A 25,498-nucleotide genomic window follows, 5' to 3' on the forward strand; every position below is an offset into this window, starting at 1 on the left:
ACTCCTCAGTTAAAAGTTGATTTAATCAAAAAAATATTCTTCAATACTTCTAAAATAATCTTATATATCAATATTCCTACTTCTTTGCCTTCAAACTGTTGATTTCTGACTACTCCAATCCTAATTAGTTCTAGCTTAACTAGATGAAACTTGTATCAACCAAAACTATCAGATGCAAAAAAACCTACATTTCGATTATTATCATCAATACCAATCAAAATTATCCCATCATTACTACTATCACCAGAATCTAAACTATTATCTGAAGCAGAAGTATAACCATTAGTAACTGCTTGAGTTTTAGCAATACCTTGAGAAACTACTTGTAGTAATTTACGAGGAGAAAAAGACTCTAATTCTACATAAAATCCTGCCTCTAACCATGCTAATTCATCTGTTGATAAAGTTGACTTAACTGCTGTAGGTATTTTTCGCCCTCGTCCTGCTGATACATCTGATTTTAAAATCCACATATTCTTACTAGCAAATACATGACGTGGCAATAATCCTAAATCATAAATAATTAGATTATTTCCGCCAAACCAATTAGGACTATTTCGCAGTTCATTGATCGTCGTAACTCCACGGGGGGTAGCACTATGAAAAGCATAAACTTTTAAATCTGGATTTTGTTTTAACATTTGCATTACGGTACTAAAAATATTCTCGGGATATCCATCAATACTTAGTACAGCGCAATTATGTTCAAAGTGGAAATTATTAGCTATTAAAAACTGAGCAATTTCGGCAGTGTCACACACAATAACTCGGTCAAAACTATAAGCTGTAACTTCAGAATTAATTTGCATAGGTTCGCTCATTTCTTTGGAGGGAGCTAAAACATTTGTCACCTCACCATTAATTTCTTCCCAACGACTCAACCATTGGGTAATTTCACTTTGCTTAAACTGAAGTGACTGGGGTATTTTATATTGAATACTTAGTTGTCGCGTACCAAAATAAATTAAGAATATTCCTAAACCAATACCTAACAAAAATAAGAAAAATGCTGTATTTGTCACGGTGGAGAATTTAAAAAACCAAACTAAAACAGCAACTAGAATTAATCCTCCAAGAATTTGCATAGCTCTGGCAAAACTTCTTCTGGTTTTAGGTTGATAATCCTGTGATTGACTACCAGAAGTAAAAAGTAATATTAACACTAAAAATACTATAGATAAATATATTCTTATTTCTAATTGAAAACCCAAACTAAAAATCCTAAGAAAATAATGAGAAAAACTGAACATCCAAATGGGTTAATATTGTTTTTATTCACCAAACGCTTTTCTATAAAATACCACAACTGCTTAGGGGTAAAAAACAAGGTATTTTCAGAGGAAATAGTCTGAATAGAATTGTTGAAAAATATATCTGTAAATTTACTTCCTGCTTTTGGGTCAAAAGCAAAAGGATGATTACAATTTTTGCATCTACCCCCAGCTTCTGTTCTTTCTTTTAAATTATTATCTGTGTTACATTTCACGCATTTCATCTATTTACTCCTCAGTTAAAAGTTGATTTAATCAAAAAAATATTCTTCAATACTTCTAAAATAATCTTATATATCAATATTCCTACTTCTTTGCCTTCAAACTGTTGATTTCTGACTACTCCAATCCTAATTAGTTCTAGCTTAACTAGATGAAACTTGTATCAACCAAAACTATCAGATGCAAAAAAACCTACATTTCGATTATTATCATCAATACCAATCAAAATTATCCCATCATTACTACTATCACCAGAATCTAAACTATTATCTGAAGCAGAAGTATAACCATTAGTAACTGCTTGAGTTTTAGCAATACCTTGAGAAACTACTTGTAGTAATTTACGAGGAGAAAAAGACTCTAATTCTACATAAAATCCTGACTCTAACCACTCTAGTTCATCTTTTGATAAAGTTGACTTAACTGCTGTAGGTATTTTTCGCCCTCGTCCTGCTGATACATCTGATTTTAAAATCCACATATTCTTACTAGCAAATACATGACGTGGCAATAATCCTAAATCATAAATAATTAGATTATTTCCGCCAAACCAATTAGGACTATTTCGCAGTTCATTAATCATCGTAACTCCACGGGGGGTAGCACTATGAAAAGCATAAATTTTTAAGTCTGGATTTTGTTTTAACATTTGCATTACTGTACTAAAAATATTCTCGGGATATCCACCAATACTTAGTACAGCGCAATTATATTCAAAGTGGAAATTATTAGCTATTAAAAACTGAGCAATTTCGGCAGTGTCACACACAATAACTCGGTCAAAACTATAAGCTGTAACTTCAGAATTAATTTGCATAGGTTCGCTCATTTCTTTGGAGGGAGCTAAAACATTTGTCACCTCACCATTAATTTCTTCCCAACGACTCAACCATTGGGTAATTTCACTTTGCTTAAACTGAAGTGACTGGGGTATTTTATATTGAATACTTAGTTGTCGCGTACCAAAATAAATTAAGAATATTCCTAAACCAATACCTAACAAAAATAAGAAAAATGCTGTATTTGTCACGGTGGAGAATTTAAAAAACCAAACTAAAACAGCAACTATAATTAATCCTCCAAGAATTTGCATAGCTCTGGCAAAATCTCTTCTGATTTTAGGACTTTCCGATTTACTTGTAGATTTACTTGTAGATATAACGAGCGTAATTATAATAAGAGTAACAACAGGGGATATAAAAATTGTCAATGTACTCACAATAATTAAAACACCTAAAGTTCCCCATGAAGTACTTTTACTCACCAAACACTTTTCTAAGAAATACCACAACTGTTTAGGGGTAAAAAACAAGGTATTTTCAGAGGAAATAGTCTTAATAGAATTGTTGAAAAATATATCTGTAAATCTACTGCCTAATTGTGGGTCAAAAACAAAACGATGATGACAACTTCTACATCTACCTCCAGCTTTTGTTCTTTCTTTTAAATTACTATCCATTCCACATATTACACATTTCATCTATTTACTCCTTAACTAAAAATTTGACCATTCAATAAAATATTATAATCTTCTCTCTGACGAATTAATCTATGCTTACCTTCTTCTAACAAAACTTCAGCAGGGCGAGGTCTATGTAAAAAATGAGAAGACATTGCATAACCATAAGCACCCGTATCCAAAATAGCTAAAATATCTCCTTTTTCTAAAGTAGGTAACTGACAATTTTTACCCAAATAATCACGGGAATAAGTTGTATTGCCACAAACATCCGTCAAATATAAATCTGACTTATTTACTTCCCGAAAACTAACAATTTCTCGATAACCCCCATGGACGGATGGCACAGATAAATTAGCCACAGTTGTGTCAACTCCAACTATTTGTTTATCTCCCTGCCATTTCACAGAAATAACTTTAGTTAAAATTTGACCTGAACCAGCAATAGCAGCTCGACCAGGTTCAATAATTAATTTAATTTTTCTGCCTACTTTTTCTATCACTGCTGTTAACTCCGCGCCAAAAGTTTGCCAGTCAAAAGCTATCCCATTGTGATTATAAGGATAACCAAAACCACCACCAAAATCTAAATATTCCCAGTCGGCTAAAAATTTACCAGTTGCTAATATTGGTTCAATTACTTGAGTAAAAGCTTTCGTAGCATTTGTGCCAGTACCTCGATAAAAATGTAAACCACTCAACTTTAAACCCACTGACTTTGTAATTTGAATTGCCCGGGAAAATTCCTCTGGTCGAACACCAATTCGACCTTCTCCCGTTAGTTCTGGTAAATTCAGTCTCAAGCCTAATTTTGGCGTAATTTCTTTGGCAAATTTATCTATATATATATCGCAAAATAACTGTAGTTGACTCACACTATCTAAATTAAAAGTAGTTACACCCCAATTTAATAGTCGTGAAAATTCTTGAGCGTTTAAATTACTCCCGCTATAGACAATTTTCTCAGGGGAAAAACCAGCTTTTAATCCCAGAAAAACATCCCCCGGTGTATTAGCATGAAGACCCCATTGATACTTTTGAAAAATTTGTAATAAAGATACATTGCCATTAGTTACGCTGGCAAAATGAAATTCTGTGTGGGGATAGGGAATAGATTCAGTAATATGATTTATCGTTTTTATCAGAATCTCACTATCATAAACATAGAGAGGAGAACCATAATTTTCTAGTAATTCGTAGGCAAATCCCAGAGAAAAAAGAGTAACAAAATTTGGCATATTTTCTACCATAGTTAACTAAACGAGTAACAGTCTAGATTATAATCTATGTTATCAGTAGAGAGTATGCCATTGGCTAATATTTTAGTATCAACTAATCATACTAAATCTGGTTTGAAGAAGTAGCTTATAATTTATCCATATGTCAAGCAGCGATAGTTCGTTATACCAATTCTAGTTTATATAAAGAGATTTATTACTCCTCTTTTTATCATTATTTATAGAAAGGATTTATCAATATTTTTCTATCCTGGTAATTTCCCAAGTGAAACCACATTATTCCCTTAATAAAACGAGTTTATGGGGATTCAAATATTGAAGTTTCCCAGTCATAACCTTCATCAACATTTGTCACTTTGTCTATATCAATTTTTATTTTGTAGCCATCAGATAAAGAAGACAAAATTGTAAAATCACTAGCTATACGTCTGTCATTTAATTCTATAACTGCAAAATTCTCTCTTTCTGTTGAAAATTGTCTTTGTTTATCAGCCTTATTCAAGAGTTTTTTTATGACCGATAAAAATGCTTCTTGTGTATGAGTTTGAATGTTTATTACTCCATCCTCATCTTCTTTAAAATGGCATTATACAAAAAACTTCGAGGTAATATTTAGAGATATCACAACGCTCAACTATAACATCAAATTCATCAGTTTATAATGATAAATATTTGACCAATTTCTCTCTAATTAGTGGAAGATATTTGTGGTAAATAATCATTTCAGATATGACAGCTTCGCAATATTTCCATTCCTTCTGTTGAGCTTTTATTCTTTTTGTAAAAGAAGCTGCATGGCTGAGATTATATTGATTAATTTATTGGAAGTATTTAAGAATTTTTAAATAGTTTCAATATGGGTTAATTGGGAAATCATTATTTCTGTGGTCTAAATATTCTTCTTTATGTCGTTTTATGTACTCAGTTTCAAGTAAATTATGGCTGTATAAATATTCTTCTCTAAAATAAATTTTGTTTTTAATCATAATTTATTCAAAGAATAAGAAATAAGGAAGAAGGAAGAAGGAAAAAATAAAAATTTTCGTTGTCTGAGTTTTAAGCTGTTTATATGTCAAATACAGTAATGGCAACTACTATAATTACACATACTCTAAAGCTCTAAAGTTTATGTTGTAAAAATTACAGAGAATAAAATTAAGGTAAGCATTCAGCCGTCAGCTATCAGCTATCAGCTATTTCTTTTAGTAGGTGATAAAAGTTTTATTAATTGAGAAACGAAAAATCTGACTACAAAAGTTAACTCCAAAGTCTATATTCATTTAAACTCTGTCCTTAAGCACAGGGTCTTATTGCTGATAGCTGACAGCTAATAGCTGTTTGCGCAGCATGACCTAGGAAATGCTTACAAATTAAGTAATTAATTTTGCTTAAGTACTTACCGAAAAATTAAGGTATAAAGCCTCTCCATTCATGGAGAAAAAAGAACAAAACTCCTTTTAACCCAATCCTCTTCTTTTCAAGGAGAGTTCATTAATTGATAATTGATAATTGATAATTGATAATTACCTCTGGTTAAAACCGCTACGGAATTGAATATAAGGAAATATTATTTCTTCTCTTGGTCGATTGGATATGGCGAGGAGACCGCTCTTATCAGAGCCGCTCCGCTTTTAGCGCAGCTTTGCGATAGCAAACGCCATCCCTCGACCGCTTTTTTCCCCTTAAAAGGGGAGGCTTTCAACCAGAATTATTTAATTATTAATAATTAATAATTCGGTAATTCTAAATTATAAATTCTAAATTCTAAATTCTTGAAAATTTTTATCAGATCAAATTTAACTTTTAACTTGCTCAACCCACCTCCACCACCAAGGCGGTAATAATAAAGGATTATACCCAGAATTACTAATAGTAGATTCTCCTAAAATTGTTACTCGCCAAATTTCCCAAATCATCAATAACCAGAGAATTTCACCCACCCGTCTACTCCTAATTTTTCCCCCTAATTTTCCTTGAATTATCGTAATAGCTAAATCCGAAATAAATCTACCTTCTGCTTGTAAAACTTCTGGGTTTAACCATTGCCTAATTTCTGACCATAATTCATTTAAACACCAATAACTTAAAGGTACTCCCATCCCCCTTTTTTCTCGCCAAACAACTTCCGGTGGTAACCAAGACTCTACTGCTTTTTCAATATATATTTTTCATTTGAACCTTTTAAATTAAATTCTCCTGGTATTTGAAAAGTCCATTCAGTTAGCTCTAAATCACAAAAAGGCGATCGCACAACTAACCCATTACTAAATGCCAAATTTGTCGCCCTGGGATGAATATTTTGTGCCCCTTTTAAAATCAAACTAGCGCGACGTAATTTATGAATTAATCCCGTACAAAAAGTTTCATCTAAAGCAAATTCCACCCACTTTTCTGCTGAAATATATTGTACTTTTTCATAAATTTTTTGTTGAAAAACTTTCTCTTCATAACCCCATAATTTGTGAAAAGTCTGCAAATATTGTTGAATGAAATTTTCTTGTTTATTGTAAACAGCAGCAGCAATAATTGGTTTATTCGTCCACCCACCAAATAATTGATCTCCTCCTTCCCCATTGAAAATTACAGAAACTTCTTGAGCTGCAGTTTGACACAATAAATATAAAGGTACTGTCACCCCATCACCAAAAGGTAAATCTAAAGCCTTAACTGTATCTAATAAAGCACCTTTAATTAGCTTTGGAGTTACAGATACCTTCATTAAAGGTATATCTAAATGTTGAGCAACTTTTTCTGCATATTCCCATTCTGAAAAACTATTTTTCCCAAAATCTAGAGTATATGCACGCACTTTTATTCCCTCTTGTACTAATAAAGCTGCAACTATTGAAGAATCTAAACCTCCTGAAAGAAAAACTCCTACCGGTTCAGAATTTAAGTCAATAATTTGCCGATTAATCGCATTTTTAAGTAGGGTTTGTAACTGTGTAATTGCATTATTTTTATCTTCAACTTGTATGAGATTTTCTCGCCAGTCATAATGACGTTGAATTTGTATTTCTGGCTCCAAAAAAATTTGTTCTGTTCCTGCTGGTACTGCAAAAATATTCTCCACTGGAGTGAGTGGAGTTGGTACATAAGAAAAACAAGTATAACCATAAAATCCAGGAATACTAATAGATGGCTCATAAATAATAGGTAACAATAACTTGAATTGAGAAGCAAACCAAATAACTTTTTCTATTTTTGCCCAATATAAAGGCACTCTTCCAAAAGGTTCCCTACCTAAAATTAATTGATTATTTTCTTGTTTAACCCAAGCATCAATACTATCAGATAAACCAGAAGCAGATAAAGAAGCAATTAAAGTCTCACCCCTGGCTAATTCCATTTCTTCCCCACCAATATAACTAATTCCACCAACAGTTATTCCCTGATGAAAATTAAACACTTTTGTCTTTTTTTCATCAGTTATCTTGGTGAGAATAGTATTTAATTCTGATGGGGAACCAAATCCCCAATAACCAATAAATTGATATTGCACTTAATCACAAAATTTTACTTAACTGTAAACTCAGTTTTACTAAGAAAGCGATCGCCTAAATACATCTCCACCTGCCAATTTCCCACAGGTGAACCAGAATGAAATTTATACTTACAATAAGTCAGCCAAACTGCTTTATTAATTTGCTTAGTTTGGTAACTATTTTGATGACTAATGTCACCATTAGAATTAATCCAGTTGCACCCTAAAGAAAGTTTTTTTCCTACTGGTGCATCTTGTAGAGTTACCCAATAAAATACTTCTGGATTTTGTTGACTATCTACTATAGTCAAACTTTTTCTACCACTATTTGTTTCAAATGTCAACTGACTTTGTCCTGAATTAGTATAGACATTATTTAATACTTGTTTTTGAGTTTCAAACCATAAGAAACTAGCAGCTATAACTACTAGCAACCCAGAAAACACCCCCACAGTAATCAATTTATTCCGCTTTTTCTCTACTGCCAGTGCTTCTCGCCTTCGCAACTGCATTATTACCTCATCTACTAAATCAGTCGGGAGATTTAGCTCTTGTAAAATCTGCTGCATCTGCTCTCGCTCAATTTCTTCGTCGCGCTGTCTAGATAATTGCTCAACTTCTGCCACCAGTTGAGTAAATTGTACTTGTGTCAGTCGTTCTTCTGTCATAAATATTAAGTTAGAAAAATTATAACGCGCAGAAAAATAAGCAAAATAACTATTTATAAGTAAAGTTTAGTTTTCAATAGTTAAACTATATTAATTATGTGGAAAAAGTTTTAAATATTACTTATAATTTTGAAACTCTAGGGTCATTAACCATTAACTTAGTAAGCTCTTGTTTCATAGGATTTAAAAGTTTAGGATTAGAAATTAAAAAATTTAGTTTTTTCATCAATTTAGTTGTTTTTATTTTCTCTTCCTCAATTATTTATTTCAATGCTTTTATTTCTTCTGATTGGGGATTTAGATAATTATATATTATCCAATATAAATAAGGGAATATTTCTGAATATAGGGTAAATTTTTTTCTCTGTCTCCTATTTTAAAAACATGATTTACTCCACTTCCTGCACTCAAATCAGTCAATAAACCATCAATTAAGTTTAAATTAGAAATACACTTTTGATAACCTTCCCACAATTTTTCTTTTTCCCAACTCTTGCTATCTTTCTTCAATTGATAACGATTATTTAAGAAAGTGACAAATATCGCGATGCCTCCACCAACTAACGAGCTAATAACATATTTCCAAGCATCAGGAATTTCTGGAATAACCATTGATTTTATTTTTCTCAATTCAAATATGCAGCAATTGAATTATCAAAAATTTATTTGTTTATAGTTGCGCTGGATGCCCCCTAAATATATCTGGGAGAGCTAAAGCGCAACAACGACTTTTATTTAGGTAAAAAATCAGCTTTCTGATACAAAGCTATATATAAGGGCAGACAAATAACCTCCATCATAAAGATGAATTGTAACCACGACTATATGACTTTTAACTTTCATTTCCCAAGCATTATTCTTAACTTGTGCCTCTTGACTTTTGACTTTTAACTTTCATTCTTTTGACTTTTGACTTTTAACTTTCATTTCCCAAGCATTTATTCTTAACTTTTGCCTTTTGACTTTTAACTTTTAACTTTCATTCTTTTGACTTTTGACTTTTGACTTTCATTCTTTTAACTTTCATTTCCCATGTCGCTGCTGATGCCATTGCCAAGCATGGCTAACAATTTCTTTAACCTCTGGATATTTAGGAGACCAACCCAATACTTTCCTTACCTTGTCGCTACTTCCTACCAAAACAGGTGCATCTCCTGGTCGGCGATCGCATTCTATTACTTTAAAATCTTTCCCAGTTACATCCTTAACCGTTTCTATCACTTCCCTGACAGAAAACCCATTACCATTACCCAGATTAAATACTTCACTATCACCACCATTCAATAAATATTCTAGCCCCAAAACATGAGCATCCGCCAAATCACATACATGAATATAATCCCGAATACAAGTCCCATCATGGGTAGAATAATCTGTACCAAAAATTGATATAGCATCTCGCTTACCTAATGCTGCCAATAAAACCAGTGGAATTAGATGAGTTTCCGGATTATGATCTTCTCCAGTTAAACCATTAGGATGCGCCCCTGCTGCATTAAAGTAGCGAAAACAAACAGACTTAAAATCATAAGCAACCTCAAAGTCCGAAAGTATTTGCTCTACCATCAATTTACTCGCCCCATAAGGGTTGATCGGATTTTTGGGATGGTCTTCAGGAATAGGACTACTCTGTGGTTCCCCATAAATAGCAGCAGTAGAAGAAAATACAAATTTTTTCACAGATGCTGCCAACATTGCTTCTAATAATGTCAGCGTACCTACTACATTATTATGATAATATTTTTGGGGGTCCTTAACTGACTCTCCAACAAAAATATATGCAGCAAAATGCATTACTGCTGCTATATTGTGAGTGGCAAAAATTTTGTCTAATAGAGAGCGATCGCTTGTATCTCCGACAATCATCTCTACTTTCAGGACATTTTCTACTATATCCCGATGTCCATAGACAAGATTATCCAGAATTACGACTTCATAACCTGCAGTTTGTAGGGCCTGCACTGCATGAGAGCCAATATATCCCGCTCCCCCAGTCACTAAAATAGTTGGCTTAGTTTGTGACACTTTTTTAGTCTTCCTTAATTGCTATTAATTTAGTTATTAGCCGTCCTCAAATTAATCTTCGGTAGGCTTAAAATAACTTTTTTGTCTTCACCCTAGACTATTTTAGTCCTTATAGAACTCATTTGGGAGCTGTTATACCAATTTGAAAAAAGAATGCTATGAAAAGTGCCACTCTATCAGATATGCTTAAAAATAGTGGCCATCGTGGATTTTAGATAGTTATTTATATCGTTTTTACCTTTTTTCAATATTTCCTTCTTCCTCCTTCTTCCTTCTTCCTTCTTCCTTCTTCCTTCTTTCTTACTTCTACTATTTGTAACAAACACTTATCAAATTGGTATTAGGCATTTTTAGAGAAGAGGGAGTAGGGACGTTGCATACAACGTCCGTACATAGTAGGCGGAAAGAATTAATGAATAAGAGTTATGATTATTAATTTGATTTTTTATTATTGGAAAATTCTATTTATTTACTTAAATATCGATATCCTGACCCCTGATTTTTTTGTCAAAAACTCCTACCTTTGCCAATATTCCAAATATAGTTATTCTGAATAAGAATGGGGCACTTTTTCAGCTCAAACCCTTTCACAGCAAGAAAAACTCGTCTCAATCTAAACCAGAATGACTATAGCTTCTATATTACAAATAAACAGCAGAATATTTCCAATCCCCAACAAGAGATTGGAACTAGAGAAACTTACTACAAATTAGCAATCTTTATATGTTATGCTTCTAAACTAAAATGTTTTTCAATCACATCAGGAATTTCTGATGAACTAATCCGGCTATAACGGGCTTTGTTAGGCATAATTACTAGATTAGGTCCTGCTTTACACTTTTTGAGACATCCAGTCTTCTTAATGGTCACATGGTCTTGTAAGCCGCGATCACTTAATGCTTCTGATAATGCTTGACAAACTTTGCCTGCACCCCTTTTTTGGCAATCTGATTTTTGGCATACCAAAATCTGAGCTTTTTTCGCTGCACATTTAGAATTACTTCCAGTGATTTCTTGTGGAGATTTACTACAACTATGTTTAGTTTCAGACAACTTCTGCTCTTTTAGTTGGCTAGATAAAGTTTCAACTAATCCCACACTATGATTCTGACATGGTGTTGTTGCATTTTTGCTAAAATCTGGTATAATCTTTAAAGCCTTTAGTTCTTCTTCACCAGTTTTCCGATAAACTGTTCTTTCTCCAGTTACTTTTACTCCTAAACCAGGTATTAATACTGAGGCAAAAATCTTCCGTAAAGGTTTGGCAAGTTTAACGGTATAATTATTACCCCCTGGTGTTTCTACATTAATGTATTTCAGTTTGTAGCCGTCTTTAACGGTAACTTCTTGTATTTGTCCTTCTAAGATAAATTTTGTCATTTGCTTCTTGGATTTAGACATTGTTGGTTATTTTTGCTTGGTTATGGTCATCGATGCGGCTAGGGGTCGGTTTAAATACTTACTACCGTTTCACTAAAGTCAAAAGTCATGCATTCAAAAGTCAAAAGTAAGAAGTTATATTTTAAGTACTTAAAACCTCTACTCTACAGTAATTTCAGCTTATTATTTGACTTCATCAGTTACCGAAAAATTGTGGGTATGCGCCTCCCCCTTTTAAGGCAGGGGATGAAAAAAAATAAAGTTCAATATTTCAATTCACTTTACTTTCCTGCGGAATGCTGCGCAAACAGGCAGAGGTACTGATAACTGATAACTGATAACTGAAATGGTATTACTAAAAGTTTTGTATTTCTACTGATAAATACATTACTTTTGCCCCTCTCTAACTTATGGTATTAATCAGCATATTAGCTAACCTGCCAACAGCGTTGTAACAATTGCACCAATTCGCAACGATTAGCAGTGAATTGTTTTAAAACACTCTCTAATTGGGTAGCTTCATTTGTGTTTTTGAGCTGTACCCGCAATGGCTTTTCTGCTTCACACCAACAATGAATATCTAACTCTTGTAAGCGTTTATAGACTTCCCATCGGTCTACCGAGCTTATTTGTAAAATTTCTCTAGTGTCTGGCCTTAGATTAAATGTACTCATTTTTTTACAATTGCAATATATTAGCACTAAATTTACTCTTAAGGATTCTAGTAGTCCTGATGTGTCTCTACCAGAGTACCTATATTTTTGACTATACAGTAGCTGCCAAATTTTCTCAATAGTTCAATAGAAAAAATTTGCTAACTTAGAATATCTTCTATCTGCGGTCTTGGCTCAGGTTGACTCTCCTATTAACTGTGATAGACTTAAAACTGTTAGCAATAAATCAAGCTAGATAACTAGCAATAAATTAAGTTAATTGAAAGGAGAATACATTAAAATGACTACAGCTACTCCAGTACAAGCATTTGGTGAAGTTAAGGATAATCCAGTTGGATTAGAAAAAGAGGTGACAACACCAGTATGTGAAGGTATGAACGCTGCCTTGGCCAGTTTCCAAGCTTTATATCTCCAATATGAGAAACATCATTTTGTTGTGGAAGGATCTGATTTCTATCAACTCCATGAGTTCTTTCAAGAAAGTTATGATGATGTCAGAGGTCATGTCCATGACTTGGCAGAACGCTTAAATGGTCTAGGTGGCGTTCCAGTTGCTAGCTTTGCTAAGTTGGCTGAAATGTGCTGCTTTACTCCTGAAGAAGATGGAAGTTTTGGCTCTAGAGCTATGGTCGAACACGATCTAGGAGCAGAACAGGAAGTAATTAAGTTATTACGTCGTCTTGCTGGACAAGCTGAAAGTTTAGGCGATCGCGCTACTCGCTACCTCTATGAGCAAATTTTACTCAAAACTGAAGAGCGTGCATATCACTTAGACCATTTCCTTGCTCCAGATACATTAGTAGTTTTGAACTAGATTTCAATACTTATAGGTAGCAATTCAAGCATTTCTGGGAAAATGAACTATACAAAAGAAGCTGGTAGATGCAACACCTAAACTTTTGTTGTCTTACAATCTTTAATACACTAGCAAAAAACTCTATTTTAGTAGGTATTTGCAAGCAAAGCTTGAGAAATTCAACTTCTTAAACTTTAATTGCCTACAAAACTTTCACTTAGATAGATATAGAACACGAGAATATAGTTGGCAGAGAGATACACCCATCTTCTCTGTCAAATTTTTTTTTGCTAGATAAGTAGTTACTCACTAATTCAAAGTATACCCCTGTTGCAAAATTTTTGCAACTACCCTGAATAAAATTTAATTTTTGTAAAATTAGTTACTGATTTTTGAATTATGAATTATAGCAGAGGGAAGAAGAAAGAAGCAAGAAGGAAGAAGGAAAAGTATTACCTTGTCTGAGTTTTAGAGCTTCTCGATCTGCCCTAACCTTTGTTTCGACTGCTATATATTATTTCCGGATAATTAGTGACAAAAAAACCTTAAGAGCTTCTATTATACATTCCGAACTTCAAAATATAGTATGAAAAATTAGGAGTCATATCAAATCCTTTTAATTGGACATAAAAAAATCTTCAATTGTCATAACTATGCTCATCAAAGTGATTCTCTCTCCTCCTGACTCGGTCCTTCCCCTCCTGGGAGGGGCTAGGGGTGGATTGACTTCCCCTCCTGGGAGGCAGGGCTAATTCTTTGTCGTCAGAGAATATTAAGTTATATCATGTCCGGTAGCATCGATATTGCATAGAGAAGATAAGGAAGAAGGAAGAAGGAAGGCCGATTTTTCAGCCAATAAGCGTCCTTTTTGCTCTGAGAGGATATTTGGGTTTTAGACCCATATTATTTTGATAAATAGCTGATTTGTAAACTTCGCTAAAAGTCTTATATTACCTAGCTGTTAGTAATTTGGGGTTGAATGGACAATTGATCATCAAACCTAAGTATAGCAAGCTATTCAGCGTTTTAATATTTACTTGATATAGCAATGTGCGCTGGCATATTTACAAATTGCAGGAGGTGTTCAATAACTAAAAGTCTTATAGCGCTATAAATCAGCTCTAAGTGACACAAATCACAAAAACACAAAAATATACTCACATTTTGAGATGATATTAACTACAAATTGAGTTGACAACAATTATAAACTAAACATTACTTGAATCACTTTATTTAATTGTCAAACATCTAATAATAAAAATGAAAGCAATGAAAGCTTTAGTTAGTCATTAGTTAATTAATTTGTATGAAATTACTCAATATATCATCCAAACAAAAAGCGCTTGAAGAATTATTTACTCAAATAATGTGTTCCAGTGTTATTACTCCCCATGAACGCCAGCAAATTCAGAACATCTTATTAGCTGGTTATCTGAATGATGATGAGTATGCCATCATTAATAGGTTATTTTATAACCTCCGCCGTGGTTGGATAAAACTTGTTGACTAGCATTTTAGTATTCAATAAGTAAGAAAGGTTCAACAATTGATAATTAAAACGTGAATAATTAATAATTACTTTTGTCTAAAAGGAAGAAAATTGATATAGCCGAAGAAATTGTTAACTTTTTCTTATGAAAAGAATACGCTTTAAATATTGATTAATTAATTATCAATTATGAATTTGCAATAAATATTATGTATCTTAATCAATACTCACAAATCAAAAAAGTTGTGAGGGAGACCAGAGTAGGGAGTAGGGGAAGGAGACGATGGAGAGAATTTAGAAGAGCTTTTTTATTATGTCTAATTAATGAGATTCGGTCCAAGAGACTGTTGTAAAAGGAATGTTAAATCCAGGTGTGGTAGACGCTCCACAGCTAAAACTATGCACTCTTATTTTTGTTTATAGATGTCTTTTTCTCCCCACACTCCCCACACTTCCCACCCTCCCCATTTAACGCACTATTTTAGATGAAACAGTCCAGTAGGGTTGGTTAAGAATCGCACAACATTAAAAGGCGACAATACTTATGAGCCGCTCCCCAAAATCTTAACTGTCCGCTGTAACCCACCTAACATATATTTAACCCACATTCCGCACCACAAAATGTAGTATAAAAAATAAGTCAAAAGTCATGCATTAAGAAGGAAGTAAGAAGTAAGAAGTAAGAAGTAAGAAGTAAATTATAGTGGTCAATAGGAGTCAAGGATTCATTCATTAATTGATAATTGATAATTACCTCGGGTTTTAACCGTTACGGAATTGAATATAAGGAAATATTATTTCTTTATTTCCCCGATCAAGGGGAGGCTTCAAGGCGCGAATTATTTAATTATTAATTATTAATTATTAATTATTCGGTAAGTGTTTATGCTGGCATAAGTAATCTGAGAATTTGACTCTCGATTGAGGTAAATGAAGATAATTTATACAGTATAAATATCTAAGCAAGCTACGGATTTTATACTAATTTTTATGTTACGCTCTTGAAGTGCGGAATGTGGGATTTAAGTTTTAATAAAACAAATTAATATTTATATTGACATCTAAATTAATCAAATTCTACTACTACTGGAAAATGGTCTGAAGGAAGTATTCCATCATATTTTTTATTCTCTACTTTTACACTGTGCAAATTTAATCTACTGTCATAATAAATAGTATCAATAGGCAGAAAAGCTTTGTCTGTAAAATCATTATAGGTCATCTGCTTATTTAATTTTAAATCAGATAAAACATCTCATAAATACAATGCATTTTTCAAAGGATTTAAAAAAGTATTTCGTGCGGTCGATCCTGGTTGGTCATTAAAATCTGCTGTGACAAAAATAAATGATTCTTTGTCAGGATTTAATTTTTCTGTTTGTAGGAAATCAAAGATTAATTTAGCACCCAATTATCTAGCTTTTTTACTGTCATAATCCAAGTGCGTATTAATAATAACTATTTGCCGATTATCTTCAACAATATTAAATCTTGCCCAACTAGCTATTCTAGGTAAATGATTTCCCCAACTAGAAGTAATACTAGCTGGTACATTTGGTGTTTCACTCAGCCAAAAATCTCCATGGTCAAGACAATTTAATCTATCTTTCTTATAAAATATTGCACAGTGTTCATCATCACCCGTACCTCTTCTATCACCTCCAAGACTGTAATAATTAGGCAATAATTTCTGTAAATCTAATAACTGATTTACTTTAACTTCTTGAGTGCCAATTATATCTGGAGCATATTCATAAATTAGGCTAGCTACAGCATTTTTTCTGACCTCCCATCGATAATTTCCAGGGTCGGGTTTATCATATCGAATATTAAAAGTAATAATTTTGATTCCCATGGTTTTTTCATTAATTGATAATTGATAATGGATAATTGATAATTACCTCTGGTTAAAACCGTTACAGAATTGAATATAAGGAAATATTATAGCAATCCTAAATAGGTTGCGACAAATCAAAAAGTAGATAAAAAAACTGAAACTCTTACCTGTTCCCTGTTCCCTCTCTTGGTCAGCATTCCGCAAGCGAGCTAACGGCGACGCGGGGTCTGACCGCTGTTCCCTAAAAAGCAGTAAGATTTTTGACACGAATAAAATAGGATTGCTATATTTATTTTTTTCCCCTTAAAAGGGTAGGCTTTAAACCAGAATTATTTAATTATTAATTATTAATTATTAATTATTCGGTAAGTATTTAGCGGTCAGCTATCAGCTATCAGCTATGAGTTATTAGCCCATTATCACACCAAAGGAGGAATTAGTCTCCAAGGACTGGAAAAAGCTTACAGTACTTACAGCTTTGAATAAAGAGTTTTTAACCCTTAGATCACTGAAAGCCTTAGCTAGCAATAGTTATTCCAAGAACTTTGCACTGTCTATTTATTAATTATTAGTTATTAATTATTAATTATTAATTATTAATTATTAATTATTAAAGGAAAGCCTCTCAGAGAGCAATAGCAACACTGTGAGGCCGATCTATCTATACAGAATCTAGTTATCTTCTGACAATAAATTTTAGGTAAGGTTCCCTAACTACTCAAATTTCTTAAATTTTCATTTATATTCTATCAAAATGCTTAAATATAATCGAAAATAAATAGGCATAATTTATTTAGTGAATTATGACTTTAAAGATAGTAATAAGTATTTTGAGTTTTTGGGAAAATGATAGCAAAAAACAAAATTCAACAATCAATTTTAGCTAGTCAAAAATATCTATTGAATCTGCAAAAAACAGAAGGGTACTGGTGGGGTGAATTAGAGTCAAATGTAACAATAACAGCAGAAATAGTTTTACTACATAAAATTTGGCAAACTGATAATAAAAGACCTTTTGATAAAGCAAAAAATTATCTAATTTCCCAACAACGAGAACATGGAGGTTGGGAATTATTTTATGGGGATGGGGGAGACTTAAGCACTTCTATTGAAGCTTATATGGCTTTGAGATTATTAGGTGTTGCAAAAGCAGATCCAATCATGCTTAAAGCACAAGAATTTATTATTAAAAAAGGAGGTATTAGTTGTAGTCGAATTTTTACTAAATTACATCTGGCTTTAATTGGATGCTACAATTGGCAGGGTATTCCTTCTATTCCTCCTGGCATAATGCTACTTCCTGAAGATTTTCCATTTACTATTTATGAAATGTCAAGTTGGGCAAGAAGTAGCACTGTTCCACTTTTAATTGTGTTTGATAAAAAGCCGATTTTTTCCATCAACCCCACAATTAATCTGGATGAACTTTATGCCGAAGGAATTAACAATGCTACTTTTGAATTACCTCGTCAATACGATATGACGGATTTATTTTTGGGGTTAGATAAAGCTTTTAAATTTGCAGAAAATTTTAATTTAATGCCTTTGCGGGAAGAAGGATTAAAAGCAGCAGAAAAATGGATTTTGTCAAGGCAAGAAGTTACGGGTGACTGGGGAGGTATTATTCCGGCGATGTTAAATTCTATGTTGGCATTGCGGTGCTTAGGATATGATGTGGCAGACCCTGTGGTGGTGCGGGGGTTGGAGGCTATAGATAGGTTTGGTATAAAAACTGAGGATAGTTATTGGGTACAACCTTGTGTTTCTCCAGTTTGGGATACTGCTTGGGTAATACGTTCGTTGGTTGATTCTGGTATTCCTCCTAGTCATCCCGCAGTGGTTAAAGCTGGGGAATGGTTATTGGAACAACAAATTTTGGATTATGGTGACTGGGCGGTTAAGAATAAATTGGGTAAACCGGGGGGTTGGGCGTTTGAATTTATCAATCGTTTTTATCCAGATATAGATGATACGGCAGTGGTGGTTATGGCTTTGGATGCTGTGGAGTTGCCGGATGAGGAATTGAAAAGTCGGGCGATCGCTCTTGCTATGGAATGGGTAGCTTCGATGCAATGTGAACCTGGGGGTTGGGCAGCTTTTGATGTGGATAATAATCAAGACTGGTTGAATGGTATCCCCTACGGAGATTTAAAGGCCATGATAGATCCGAATACGGCGGATGTGACGGCGCGGGTGTTGGAAATGGTTGGTTGTTGTGGATTGTCTATGGATAGTTGGCGGGTGAAACGGGCGATCGCTTATTTGGAAAGGGAGCAGGAAGGGGAAGGTTGTTGGTTTGGTCGGTGGGGAGTTAACTATATATATGGTACGAGTGGAGTAATTTCGGCTTTGGCTGTTGTGGCAGGGGAAAGTCACCGAGGTTTTATTGAGATGGGGGCAACTTGGTTGGTTGGTTGTCAAAATTCGGATGGGGGATGGGGAGAGAGTTGTTGGAGTTATAACGATCCTTCGTTGAAGGGGATGGGGAAAAGTACGGCCTCTCAGACTGCTTGGGCGTTGATAGGGTTATTGGCTGCGGGGGAGGTGACTGGTAATTTTGCTAGGGATATTATTGATAGGGGAATTGATTTTTTGGTTTTGACTCAGAATGATGATGGGAGTTGGGCGGAGTCGGAATTTACTGGTACTGGTTTTCCCTGTCATTTTTATATTAAATATCATTTTTATCCGCAATATTTTCCTTTGATGGCTTTAGGGAAGTATGAGAATTTATTGAGTTAGGAGCATTGACTTAATCAGAGAATAATGATACAATAGTTATTTAAGCATACTTTTAGACAGGCTGCACTCACTCAGGAATGAAATCCATTAGAACAAAGCTGAAACTTAATAATAAACAGAAAACTCTGATGGCTCAACACGCTGGCTATTCACGCTGGTGTTATAACTGGGGTTTAAGTTTGTGGAATGCTGCTTACAAAGATGGTTATAAGCCAAACGCCCGTAAGCTCAGAAAGGTTTTTACCAATCACACAAAACCCCTCTACCCCTGGATGAAAAACTTATCGTCTAAAGTTTATCAATATGCTTTTATTAACTTGGGTGAAGCATTTAAAAGGTTTTTTCAAGGTCTAGGTAAACGCCCACGGTTTAAGAAGAAAGGTAAGTCTGATTCATTCACAATTGATAATTGTGGAAAACCAATAGAATTAAACGGATGGAGTCACAAATTACCTTTTATTGGTATTGTGAAAACTTATGAACCCATTGAAGCAACAACTCAAAAAATAACTATCAGCAGACAAGCTGGTGATTGGTATTTAAGTTGTAGGGGCGAACGGCCGTTCGCCCCTACGAATGAATTTACTCCGACTTCAACACCAAAAACTACAGAAGTTGTAGGTGTAGATTTAGGAATTAAGACACTAGCAACACTAAGTACAGGTGAAGTCTTCGAGAGTGTTAAGCCTTACAAAAAAGCGCAAAACAGATTAGCTAAATTACAACGACAACTAAGTAGGAAAGTTAAGCATTCAAGCAATTGGTACAAAGCAGTAGTCAAGCTAGCCAAACAACATAGACGAGTAGCTAATATCCGTAGAGATGCACTTAATAAATTGACAACATATTTAGCCAAAAACCACGGCATTGTTGTGATTGAGGATTTGAATGTATCTGGAATGTTAGCTAACCATAAGCTAGCTAAGTCTATAGCCGACCAAGGATTTTACGAGTTTAGAAGACAGCTAGAATACAAGTGTCAATGTTATGGCGGTGAATTAGTAGTAGTAGACAGATTTTTTCCATCTTCTAAGACTTGCTCTAGTTGTGGTCATGTACAGGATATGCCTTTGAATATCAGAACTTATGACTGCCCAGAATGTGGCCTATCAATTGACCGAGACTTGAACGCCTCAATTAATTTAAGAAATGCGGTCGGCTTGACCGTGAATGCCTGTGGACGGAGTGCTGCCGACAGTTCCGGTGGAAGCAGGAAGTAAACATTAAAATGTCACTAATTATGACGTTTTATATCGGTTTTATGAAGCAGGTACTCTCAAGTGCTAAGTAACTCTTTTGAGAAAATTGAGTCAGACATTCAAAGGTTTGTCTTGCGAAACTTTTCTATTACAAAAATATGCTTTCTGATACTCAAACGCTTTCCTCATTTGTACATCTTGTCGATGATCGACAATAAAGATCGACATTTTTTGACAAATTCCAAAATCATTGTACAGCAATATATTCAGCATTAATTTAGGTAATATCGACAACAAAATTTTTACACCTTGTCGAAAATCGACAAAATTAAATTATCAGCATGGTTTAATAACAGTTAACAGTTATCAGTTATCAGTTAATAGTTATTAGCCATCTTTAGATGACCTCTGCTGTGGGCTAATAAATGAATTTCTTGGCGGATGAAAAAGAATCATTTAAACTTTCAGGGAGCAAATCCAATGCTAATTCATTCATCTAAACAACAACGCAAAAATTATCAAGGCCGTTCTTTTAAAAATCAAGATTTGAGAGGTGTAGATTTCTCTTATGCAGATATAAGAGGAGCAGATTTTACTGGAGCAAATCTCACGAATGCTAAGTTCAATTATGCTTTAGCAGGATTAACAAAATCTCAGGTTATTAGACTATTTATTATTACAGCTATCCTATTTCTAACTGCGGGTATTGCAGCATTTATTGCCGTCTATGTTTCCTCACATTTTTTCCCTGATAAATCAGATGAAATAAATTCTATTGTTGCAGTCATTTTAACACTTCGAGTATTTGTCAATATTAGTTTATTAGTAATTACTATTCGCAAAGGAATTTCAGAAACAATAAAATATTTCTTTTACCTGATTTCTCTAATTATACTAACAATTCCAATACTTACACAGTTGGGGATGAAGGAGGAAAAAGTTGATAGAGTTTTCCGTTTTTTCGGAATTTCAGAAGCACCAGATTGGGTTGTTTCATTAACAGGAAAATTAACAGTGTTCAGAAGTAGCAGCAGTATTATCAGAAGTGCAAATGATCTGTTAAATAGTAATAGAGATGTAAGTCCGGTTGTGGATACAATTGTCACTATGATTATCTCTATAGCGGCCATATTTGTATTGATTTTCACCTTCAGTTTAGCAGTGGTTTTAGCTGAAATTATTGCTGAAAAATGGTTGAAAAATACAGCAGTAGTAGGAATATTAGCAGTAATTTCTGGAGTATCTACTGTTTCAAATTATTTTAGAAGTCGTCCTCGTTCATGGATTATTATTATCGTATATATAGCTTTTTCTTCAGCTCTAATATTAATAGCTAAACATCTGGCAAAAAAGATATTAGCTGAAGACCAAAATAATATTTTTCTCCGACGATTAGCTGTTGCCATTGGAACTCTAGGAGGCACTTGTTTTAAAAATGCAAATTTAACCGATGCCGACTTTAGTCATGCCATCCTTAAAAGCACAAATTTTCGATTTGCTAATACTACTAGAACATTCTGGCGACAAACCAAATATTTAAAATTTGCCAGAGTCGAAGCAACTATATTAGAAGATATAAAAGTCAGAGAATTATTAATAACCGGATATGGAAAAGACCAACAATATATAAGTGCCAACTTAAGAGGAGCAAACCTCATGAGTGCCGACTTGGGTAACGCCAATTTCAAACTAGCAGACTTAGGAGAAGCTTCCCTCAAAACTGCCAACTTAAACAACGCAAATTTAACCGAAACATTAGCAATAGGCACTAACTTTACCACCGCTCAAATGTCAGGAACTTGTTTAGAAGGTTGGAATATTGACCACACTACTATCCTCGATCATATTGAATCAAAATACATCTATTTATTAGAAGAACCAAAACCAGAAACAGACGATAGAGAACGTCGTCCCAGTAGTGGATATTTCCAAAAAGGAGACTTTACAAAATTATTCACAGAAGTCTTAAATACTGTAGATTTAATATTCCGAAATGGAGTAGATGCCAAAGCATTTATGTCATCTTTCCAAGAAGTACAAGGGGAAAACCAAGACATCCCCATGAAAATTAGAGGTATGGAAAATAAAGGGGATGGAGTAGTAGTAATTACCATTGATGTACCCCCAGAAACAGATAAAGAAAAAATCCATCAGCAGTTTTTCCAATTCTATGATGAAAATCTCAGAGTACTAGATGAAAAATATCAAAAAGAATTACAAGAAACCAAACGACAGATAAATCAAAATCTTCAGGACAGTGAAATAAAACATCAGATAGAGTGGGCAGAAATCAAAAAACAAAATGCTCGCTCAGAAGAACAAAATAAATACATGATGTCTTTAGTTAATCAGATATTTCAAAAATCAACCTCTGCCAATTATTTAGTTACCCTCAATTTTGAAGGAGGAAATTTTCAAACAGGTTTTCCAGTAATTAGAGCAAATATTTGGTCAGACGGTCATCCTTTACCAACTTCTTTTGCCAGTAACTTACCCCCAAACTTAAAAATTCCTCAACTCTATCAATACTGGGGCCAAAAATATGAACAATTAAGAGAATACTATCGAATTTTAGGCTTCCTTCCTAGAATCAAAATGAAGGAAGAGCAGACAAAAAATTTTTCCAAAAAAGATATAGAGAAGAAAGCTCAGAAAATAATTATTCAGATTCGGGAATTAGAGAAAGAATGGCAGCTTCTCCTCAACAACTGGTTAAACAATTCAGATTTTAATCACATAGAAAAGGAACTACGGACTAAATTTAACCCCTCAGATAAAGTCCGACTAATTATCCAATCTGAAGATAATTTAATCCAGCACATTCCCTGGCATTTATGGAATTTTTTCTCAGATTATAAATCTGCTGAAACTGCCATAGGTCTGCCAGAAGCTAACCGAGTAGAAAAGTTAAATACTGCCAGGGAAAAAATCCGCATCTTAGCAATTTTTGGAGACGACAAAGGAATAAATGTTGAAGCAGATAAAGAATATTTGTCTAGTTTCTCCACAGAAGCAGAAATTCTCCCTTTAGTTAAACCAAGTCGCCAAGAACTAGACCAAAAATTATGGGATGAAAAAGGTTGGGATATTATTTGTTTTTCTGGTCATAGTGAAAGTAAGCCTGATGGGAGTACCGGATACTTCTATTTAGGAAATCAAACAAAAATAACAATAGAGGAATTAGAAAATTCTCTGGCAAAAACTATTAGGAAAGGTCTACAGTTAGCAATTTTCAATTCTTGCGATGGATTAGGTTTAGCCAGACAACTTGCTAAGTTACATATTCCAGCAATTATTGTGATGCGAGAAGAAGTAGCAGATGTAGTTGCCCAGAAATTTTTACAGGATTTTCTGGAGTTATTTGCTAGTGGTAAATCTCTATATATTTCTGTGCGAGAAGCGAGGGAAAAATTACAAGTAATGGAAGATAAATTTCCTGGTGCGAGTTGGTTGCCAGTCATTTGTCAAAATTCTGCAGAAATATCTCCGTCATTCCAGTGCGGGCATCTTGCCCGCCAGTAATGTACCTTTATTAATTATCAGTAGGTGCTTATCAATTAAATCAGATAATAACTAATTGCCCAAATTTGATAGGACTATAAAGAGTCAATAATATTGTCACACTTTTACTATTGTTAGACACAAATATAGGTAGAGGTACTGTGGAGCGCTAAGTCATTTCTATTATGAAAATTTAGTCAGACTAGAAAGTATAGTACTGCAACACCAAATTTCAAAAAGGTGCTTACAGTAAAATAATCTACAAAACCCAGACCTTTACCAAAAAAGCATTAGAAATGGATGACTTAAATCACGAACTAAACAGTAAGATAGGCAGGATGCTAGATTCTAAATATTTTCTGGCATTTATTGATAAAAAGCTTAAGCAATTTAGATTACATTCTTATTATGATGCAATTTATATAGTTGTCAAAACCCGTGAAATTGCTTTAGAAAAAATTGTATCTGGAGAAATGCTTGATGCTTGCTTAAAGAGAATTTGTTTGAGTGTTATTAAAAATCTTGAGGAAAAAACAGAGTCTGAAAAATTAGTAGAAAATAAAACTAATGACTTCAATCAAGAAGTAAACAGTAAGATATACGGGATGCTAGAGTCTGAATATTTTCTGGCATTTATTGACCACAAGCTCAAGCAACATAGGCTAGATTTTTATTATGACTTGATGGATATAGTTGTCGAAGCTCGTGAAATTGCTTTAGAAAAAATTATATCTGGAGAAATAGTTGAAAATTTTGATGCTTGGTTCAGGAGAATCTGTTTTAACGTTATTAGAAATCTTGCCAAAAAAACAAAGTCTCAAAAGTTCGTAGAAAATAAAACTAAAGAAGTCAACCGCGAGATATACAGGATGCTAAAGTCTGAATATTTTCTGGCATTTATTGACCACAAGCTCAAGCAATATAGGCTAGATTTTTATTATGACTTGATGGACGTAGTTTTAAAAGCTCGTGAAATTGCTTTAGGAAAAATTATACCTGGGAAAATAGTTGTTGAAAATTTTGATGCTTGGTTCAGAAAAATCTGTTTTAACGTCATTAGAAATTTTGCCAAAAAGACAAAATCTGGAAAATTCGCTGAATCTAAACTAAAAAACAAAAGCAGTCTAACTAACCCAAAAGAAGATTTAATATATGCAACAGAGCCTAACCTGAAATTATTAGGTAAGGGTTGGGAAAAGTTAAGTGAAGTAGAAAAAGTTATTTTGTGGTTGAGAGAGGTTGAAGAATATTCATGGAAAGAAGTGGCAAAAAGCATTGCTGATTTTGAGGAATTAATTATTAAGGATTTAGATGATGAGAAAAAGTTGGTCGATAGGGTTCGACAAAAAGGAAGAAGAGCTTTACAAAAATTACGAGATTCGTTTTAGAGAAAATTATTAGTACAACTCAATTAATTATACGGAAGGTTAAAGGGGATTAGTTAAAATAAATATTGTATACAGTTAAGATATTCTTCTATCTCTAAAGAATTTGGTGGTGGTGATTGAGAAAA

General features: G+C 33.7%; 19 protein-coding genes and 1 pseudogene. 6 read left to right on the top strand and 14 right to left on the bottom strand.

What is annotated here, in order from left to right:
- Nucleotides 1-155: 155 nt before the first annotated feature.
- The 12 genes and pseudogenes from SAGCYANO_RS18755 to SAGCYANO_RS18810 form a co-directional block, all read right to left on the bottom strand.
- Nucleotides 156-1,163 (bottom strand): MFS transporter permease, encoded by a 1,008-nt coding sequence (locus tag SAGCYANO_RS18755; RefSeq protein WP_202221451.1) that lies wholly within the window; start codon nt 1,161-1,163, stop codon nt 156-158.
- Between the two features lie 32 nt (nt 1,164-1,195).
- Nucleotides 1,196-1,486, bottom strand: a complete 291-nt coding sequence (locus SAGCYANO_RS18760; protein WP_237396329.1) for a hypothetical protein — start codon at nt 1,484-1,486, stop codon at nt 1,196-1,198.
- A gap of 170 nt (nt 1,487-1,656) precedes the next feature.
- Entirely contained in the window at nt 1,657-2,973 is a 1,317-nt protein-coding gene (locus SAGCYANO_RS18765) for an MFS transporter permease (RefSeq protein WP_202221453.1), read from the bottom strand.
- An 11-nt stretch (nt 2,974-2,984) separates the two neighbouring features.
- Nucleotides 2,985-4,190: a decarboxylase gene (locus tag SAGCYANO_RS18770; protein ID WP_237396330.1), complete on the bottom strand. Its 1,206-nt coding sequence runs from the start codon at nt 4,188-4,190 to the stop codon at nt 2,985-2,987.
- 298 nt (nt 4,191-4,488) lie between these two features.
- The gene (locus SAGCYANO_RS18775; protein ID WP_202221455.1) at nt 4,489-4,692 is read right to left on the bottom strand and encodes a hypothetical protein; all 204 of its coding nucleotides are present in this window, start codon (nt 4,690-4,692) and stop codon (nt 4,489-4,491) included.
- Nucleotides 4,693-5,986: 1,294 nt separating this feature from the next.
- Nucleotides 5,987-7,539: pseudogene (locus tag SAGCYANO_RS18780) on the bottom strand (asparagine synthetase B family protein).
- Between the two features lie 167 nt (nt 7,540-7,706).
- Nucleotides 7,707-8,342 carry a hypothetical protein gene (locus SAGCYANO_RS18785; protein WP_202221456.1) on the bottom strand — a complete coding sequence of 212 codons (636 nt, stop codon included), beginning with the start codon at nt 8,340-8,342 and terminating at the stop codon, nt 7,707-7,709.
- Between the two features lie 312 nt (nt 8,343-8,654).
- Entirely contained in the window at nt 8,655-8,954 is a 300-nt protein-coding gene (locus tag SAGCYANO_RS18790; RefSeq protein WP_202221457.1) for a hypothetical protein, read from the bottom strand.
- A 411-nt stretch (nt 8,955-9,365) separates the two neighbouring features.
- The gene (gene galE, locus SAGCYANO_RS18795) at nt 9,366-10,367 is read right to left on the bottom strand and encodes a UDP-glucose 4-epimerase GalE (RefSeq protein WP_202221458.1); all 1,002 of its coding nucleotides are present in this window, start codon (nt 10,365-10,367) and stop codon (nt 9,366-9,368) included.
- A gap of 176 nt (nt 10,368-10,543) precedes the next feature.
- Nucleotides 10,544-10,693 (bottom strand): hypothetical protein, encoded by a 150-nt coding sequence (locus SAGCYANO_RS18800; RefSeq protein ID WP_202221459.1) that lies wholly within the window; start codon nt 10,691-10,693, stop codon nt 10,544-10,546.
- 400 nt (nt 10,694-11,093) lie between these two features.
- Nucleotides 11,094-11,768 carry a (2Fe-2S) ferredoxin domain-containing protein gene (locus tag SAGCYANO_RS18805; RefSeq protein ID WP_202221460.1) on the bottom strand — a complete coding sequence of 225 codons (675 nt, stop codon included), beginning with the start codon at nt 11,766-11,768 and terminating at the stop codon, nt 11,094-11,096.
- Between the two features lie 407 nt (nt 11,769-12,175).
- Nucleotides 12,176-12,421: an Asr1405/Asl0597 family protein gene (locus SAGCYANO_RS18810; protein ID WP_202221461.1), complete on the bottom strand. Its 246-nt coding sequence runs from the start codon at nt 12,419-12,421 to the stop codon at nt 12,176-12,178.
- Nucleotides 12,422-12,701: 280 nt separating this feature from the next.
- On the opposite strand from SAGCYANO_RS18810, the gene SAGCYANO_RS18815 reads away from it, so the two are divergent.
- Both SAGCYANO_RS18815 and SAGCYANO_RS18820 read left to right on the top strand, forming a co-directional pair.
- Nucleotides 12,702-13,235, top strand: coding sequence for a Dps family protein (locus SAGCYANO_RS18815; RefSeq protein WP_202221462.1), 534 nt, complete (start codon nt 12,702-12,704; stop codon nt 13,233-13,235).
- Nucleotides 13,236-14,523: 1,288 nt separating this feature from the next.
- Nucleotides 14,524-14,727 carry a hypothetical protein gene (locus SAGCYANO_RS18820; RefSeq protein WP_202221463.1) on the top strand — a complete coding sequence of 68 codons (204 nt, stop codon included), beginning with the start codon at nt 14,524-14,526 and terminating at the stop codon, nt 14,725-14,727.
- Between the two features lie 1,045 nt (nt 14,728-15,772).
- Here SAGCYANO_RS18820 and SAGCYANO_RS44935 read toward each other — a convergent pair.
- Nucleotides 15,773-15,928: a hypothetical protein gene (locus SAGCYANO_RS44935; RefSeq protein WP_237396336.1), complete on the bottom strand. Its 156-nt coding sequence runs from the start codon at nt 15,926-15,928 to the stop codon at nt 15,773-15,775.
- Nucleotides 15,929-16,117: 189 nt separating this feature from the next.
- Nucleotides 16,118-16,561: an endonuclease/exonuclease/phosphatase family protein gene (locus SAGCYANO_RS44940; protein WP_237396337.1), complete on the bottom strand. Its 444-nt coding sequence runs from the start codon at nt 16,559-16,561 to the stop codon at nt 16,118-16,120.
- 828 nt (nt 16,562-17,389) lie between these two features.
- Here SAGCYANO_RS44940 and shc point away from each other — a divergent pair.
- The 4 genes from shc to SAGCYANO_RS18850 all read left to right on the top strand — a co-directional run bounded on the left by shc (nt 17,390) and on the right by SAGCYANO_RS18850 (nt 25,373).
- Nucleotides 17,390-19,285, top strand: a complete 1,896-nt coding sequence (gene shc / locus SAGCYANO_RS18830) for a squalene--hopene cyclase (RefSeq protein ID WP_202221464.1) — start codon at nt 17,390-17,392, stop codon at nt 19,283-19,285.
- Between the two features lie 77 nt (nt 19,286-19,362).
- The gene (locus SAGCYANO_RS18835) at nt 19,363-20,505 is read left to right on the top strand and encodes an RNA-guided endonuclease TnpB family protein (RefSeq protein ID WP_202221465.1); all 1,143 of its coding nucleotides are present in this window, start codon (nt 19,363-19,365) and stop codon (nt 20,503-20,505) included.
- Between the two features lie 459 nt (nt 20,506-20,964).
- Complete coding sequence (locus tag SAGCYANO_RS18845; protein ID WP_237396339.1) at nt 20,965-24,006, top strand: pentapeptide repeat-containing protein; 3,042 nt, start codon at nt 20,965-20,967, stop codon at nt 24,004-24,006.
- A gap of 275 nt (nt 24,007-24,281) precedes the next feature.
- Complete coding sequence (locus SAGCYANO_RS18850) at nt 24,282-25,373, top strand: hypothetical protein (RefSeq protein ID WP_202221468.1); 1,092 nt, start codon at nt 24,282-24,284, stop codon at nt 25,371-25,373.
- Nucleotides 25,374-25,498 lie beyond the last annotated feature (125 nt).

Source organism: Okeania sp. KiyG1, assembly GCF_014132355.1.
Taxonomy (GTDB): Bacteria; Cyanobacteriota; Cyanobacteriia; order Cyanobacteriales; family Microcoleaceae; genus Okeania.

Excerpts from the sequence above, each read along its gene's own strand:
- SAGCYANO_RS18765 (WP_202221453.1), bottom strand. The coding sequence starts at position 2,973 with ATGAAATGTGTAATATGTGGAATGGATAGTAATTTAAAAGAAAGAACA.
- SAGCYANO_RS18770 (WP_237396330.1), bottom strand. The coding sequence starts at position 4,190 with ATGCCAAATTTTGTTACTCTTTTTTCTCTGGGATTTGCCTACGAATTA.
- SAGCYANO_RS18785 (WP_202221456.1), bottom strand. The coding sequence starts at position 8,342 with ATGACAGAAGAACGACTGACACAAGTACAATTTACTCAACTGGTGGCA.
- SAGCYANO_RS18790 (WP_202221457.1), bottom strand. The coding sequence starts at position 8,954 with ATGGTTATTCCAGAAATTCCTGATGCTTGGAAATATGTTATTAGCTCG.
- SAGCYANO_RS18805 (WP_202221460.1), bottom strand. The coding sequence starts at position 11,768 with ATGTCTAAATCCAAGAAGCAAATGACAAAATTTATCTTAGAAGGACAA.
- SAGCYANO_RS18810 (WP_202221461.1), bottom strand. The coding sequence starts at position 12,421 with ATGAGTACATTTAATCTAAGGCCAGACACTAGAGAAATTTTACAAATA.
- SAGCYANO_RS18815 (WP_202221462.1), top strand. The coding sequence starts at position 12,702 with ATGACTACAGCTACTCCAGTACAAGCATTTGGTGAAGTTAAGGATAAT.
- SAGCYANO_RS18820 (WP_202221463.1), top strand. The coding sequence starts at position 14,524 with ATGAAATTACTCAATATATCATCCAAACAAAAAGCGCTTGAAGAATTA.
- SAGCYANO_RS44935 (WP_237396336.1), bottom strand. The coding sequence starts at position 15,928 with ATGACCTATAATGATTTTACAGACAAAGCTTTTCTGCCTATTGATACT.
- SAGCYANO_RS44940 (WP_237396337.1), bottom strand. The coding sequence starts at position 16,561 with ATGGGAATCAAAATTATTACTTTTAATATTCGATATGATAAACCCGAC.
- shc (WP_202221464.1), top strand. The coding sequence starts at position 17,390 with ATGATAGCAAAAAACAAAATTCAACAATCAATTTTAGCTAGTCAAAAA.
- SAGCYANO_RS18835 (WP_202221465.1), top strand. The coding sequence starts at position 19,363 with ATGAAATCCATTAGAACAAAGCTGAAACTTAATAATAAACAGAAAACT.
- SAGCYANO_RS18845 (WP_237396339.1), top strand. The coding sequence starts at position 20,965 with ATGCTAATTCATTCATCTAAACAACAACGCAAAAATTATCAAGGCCGT.
- SAGCYANO_RS18850 (WP_202221468.1), top strand. The coding sequence starts at position 24,282 with ATGGATGACTTAAATCACGAACTAAACAGTAAGATAGGCAGGATGCTA.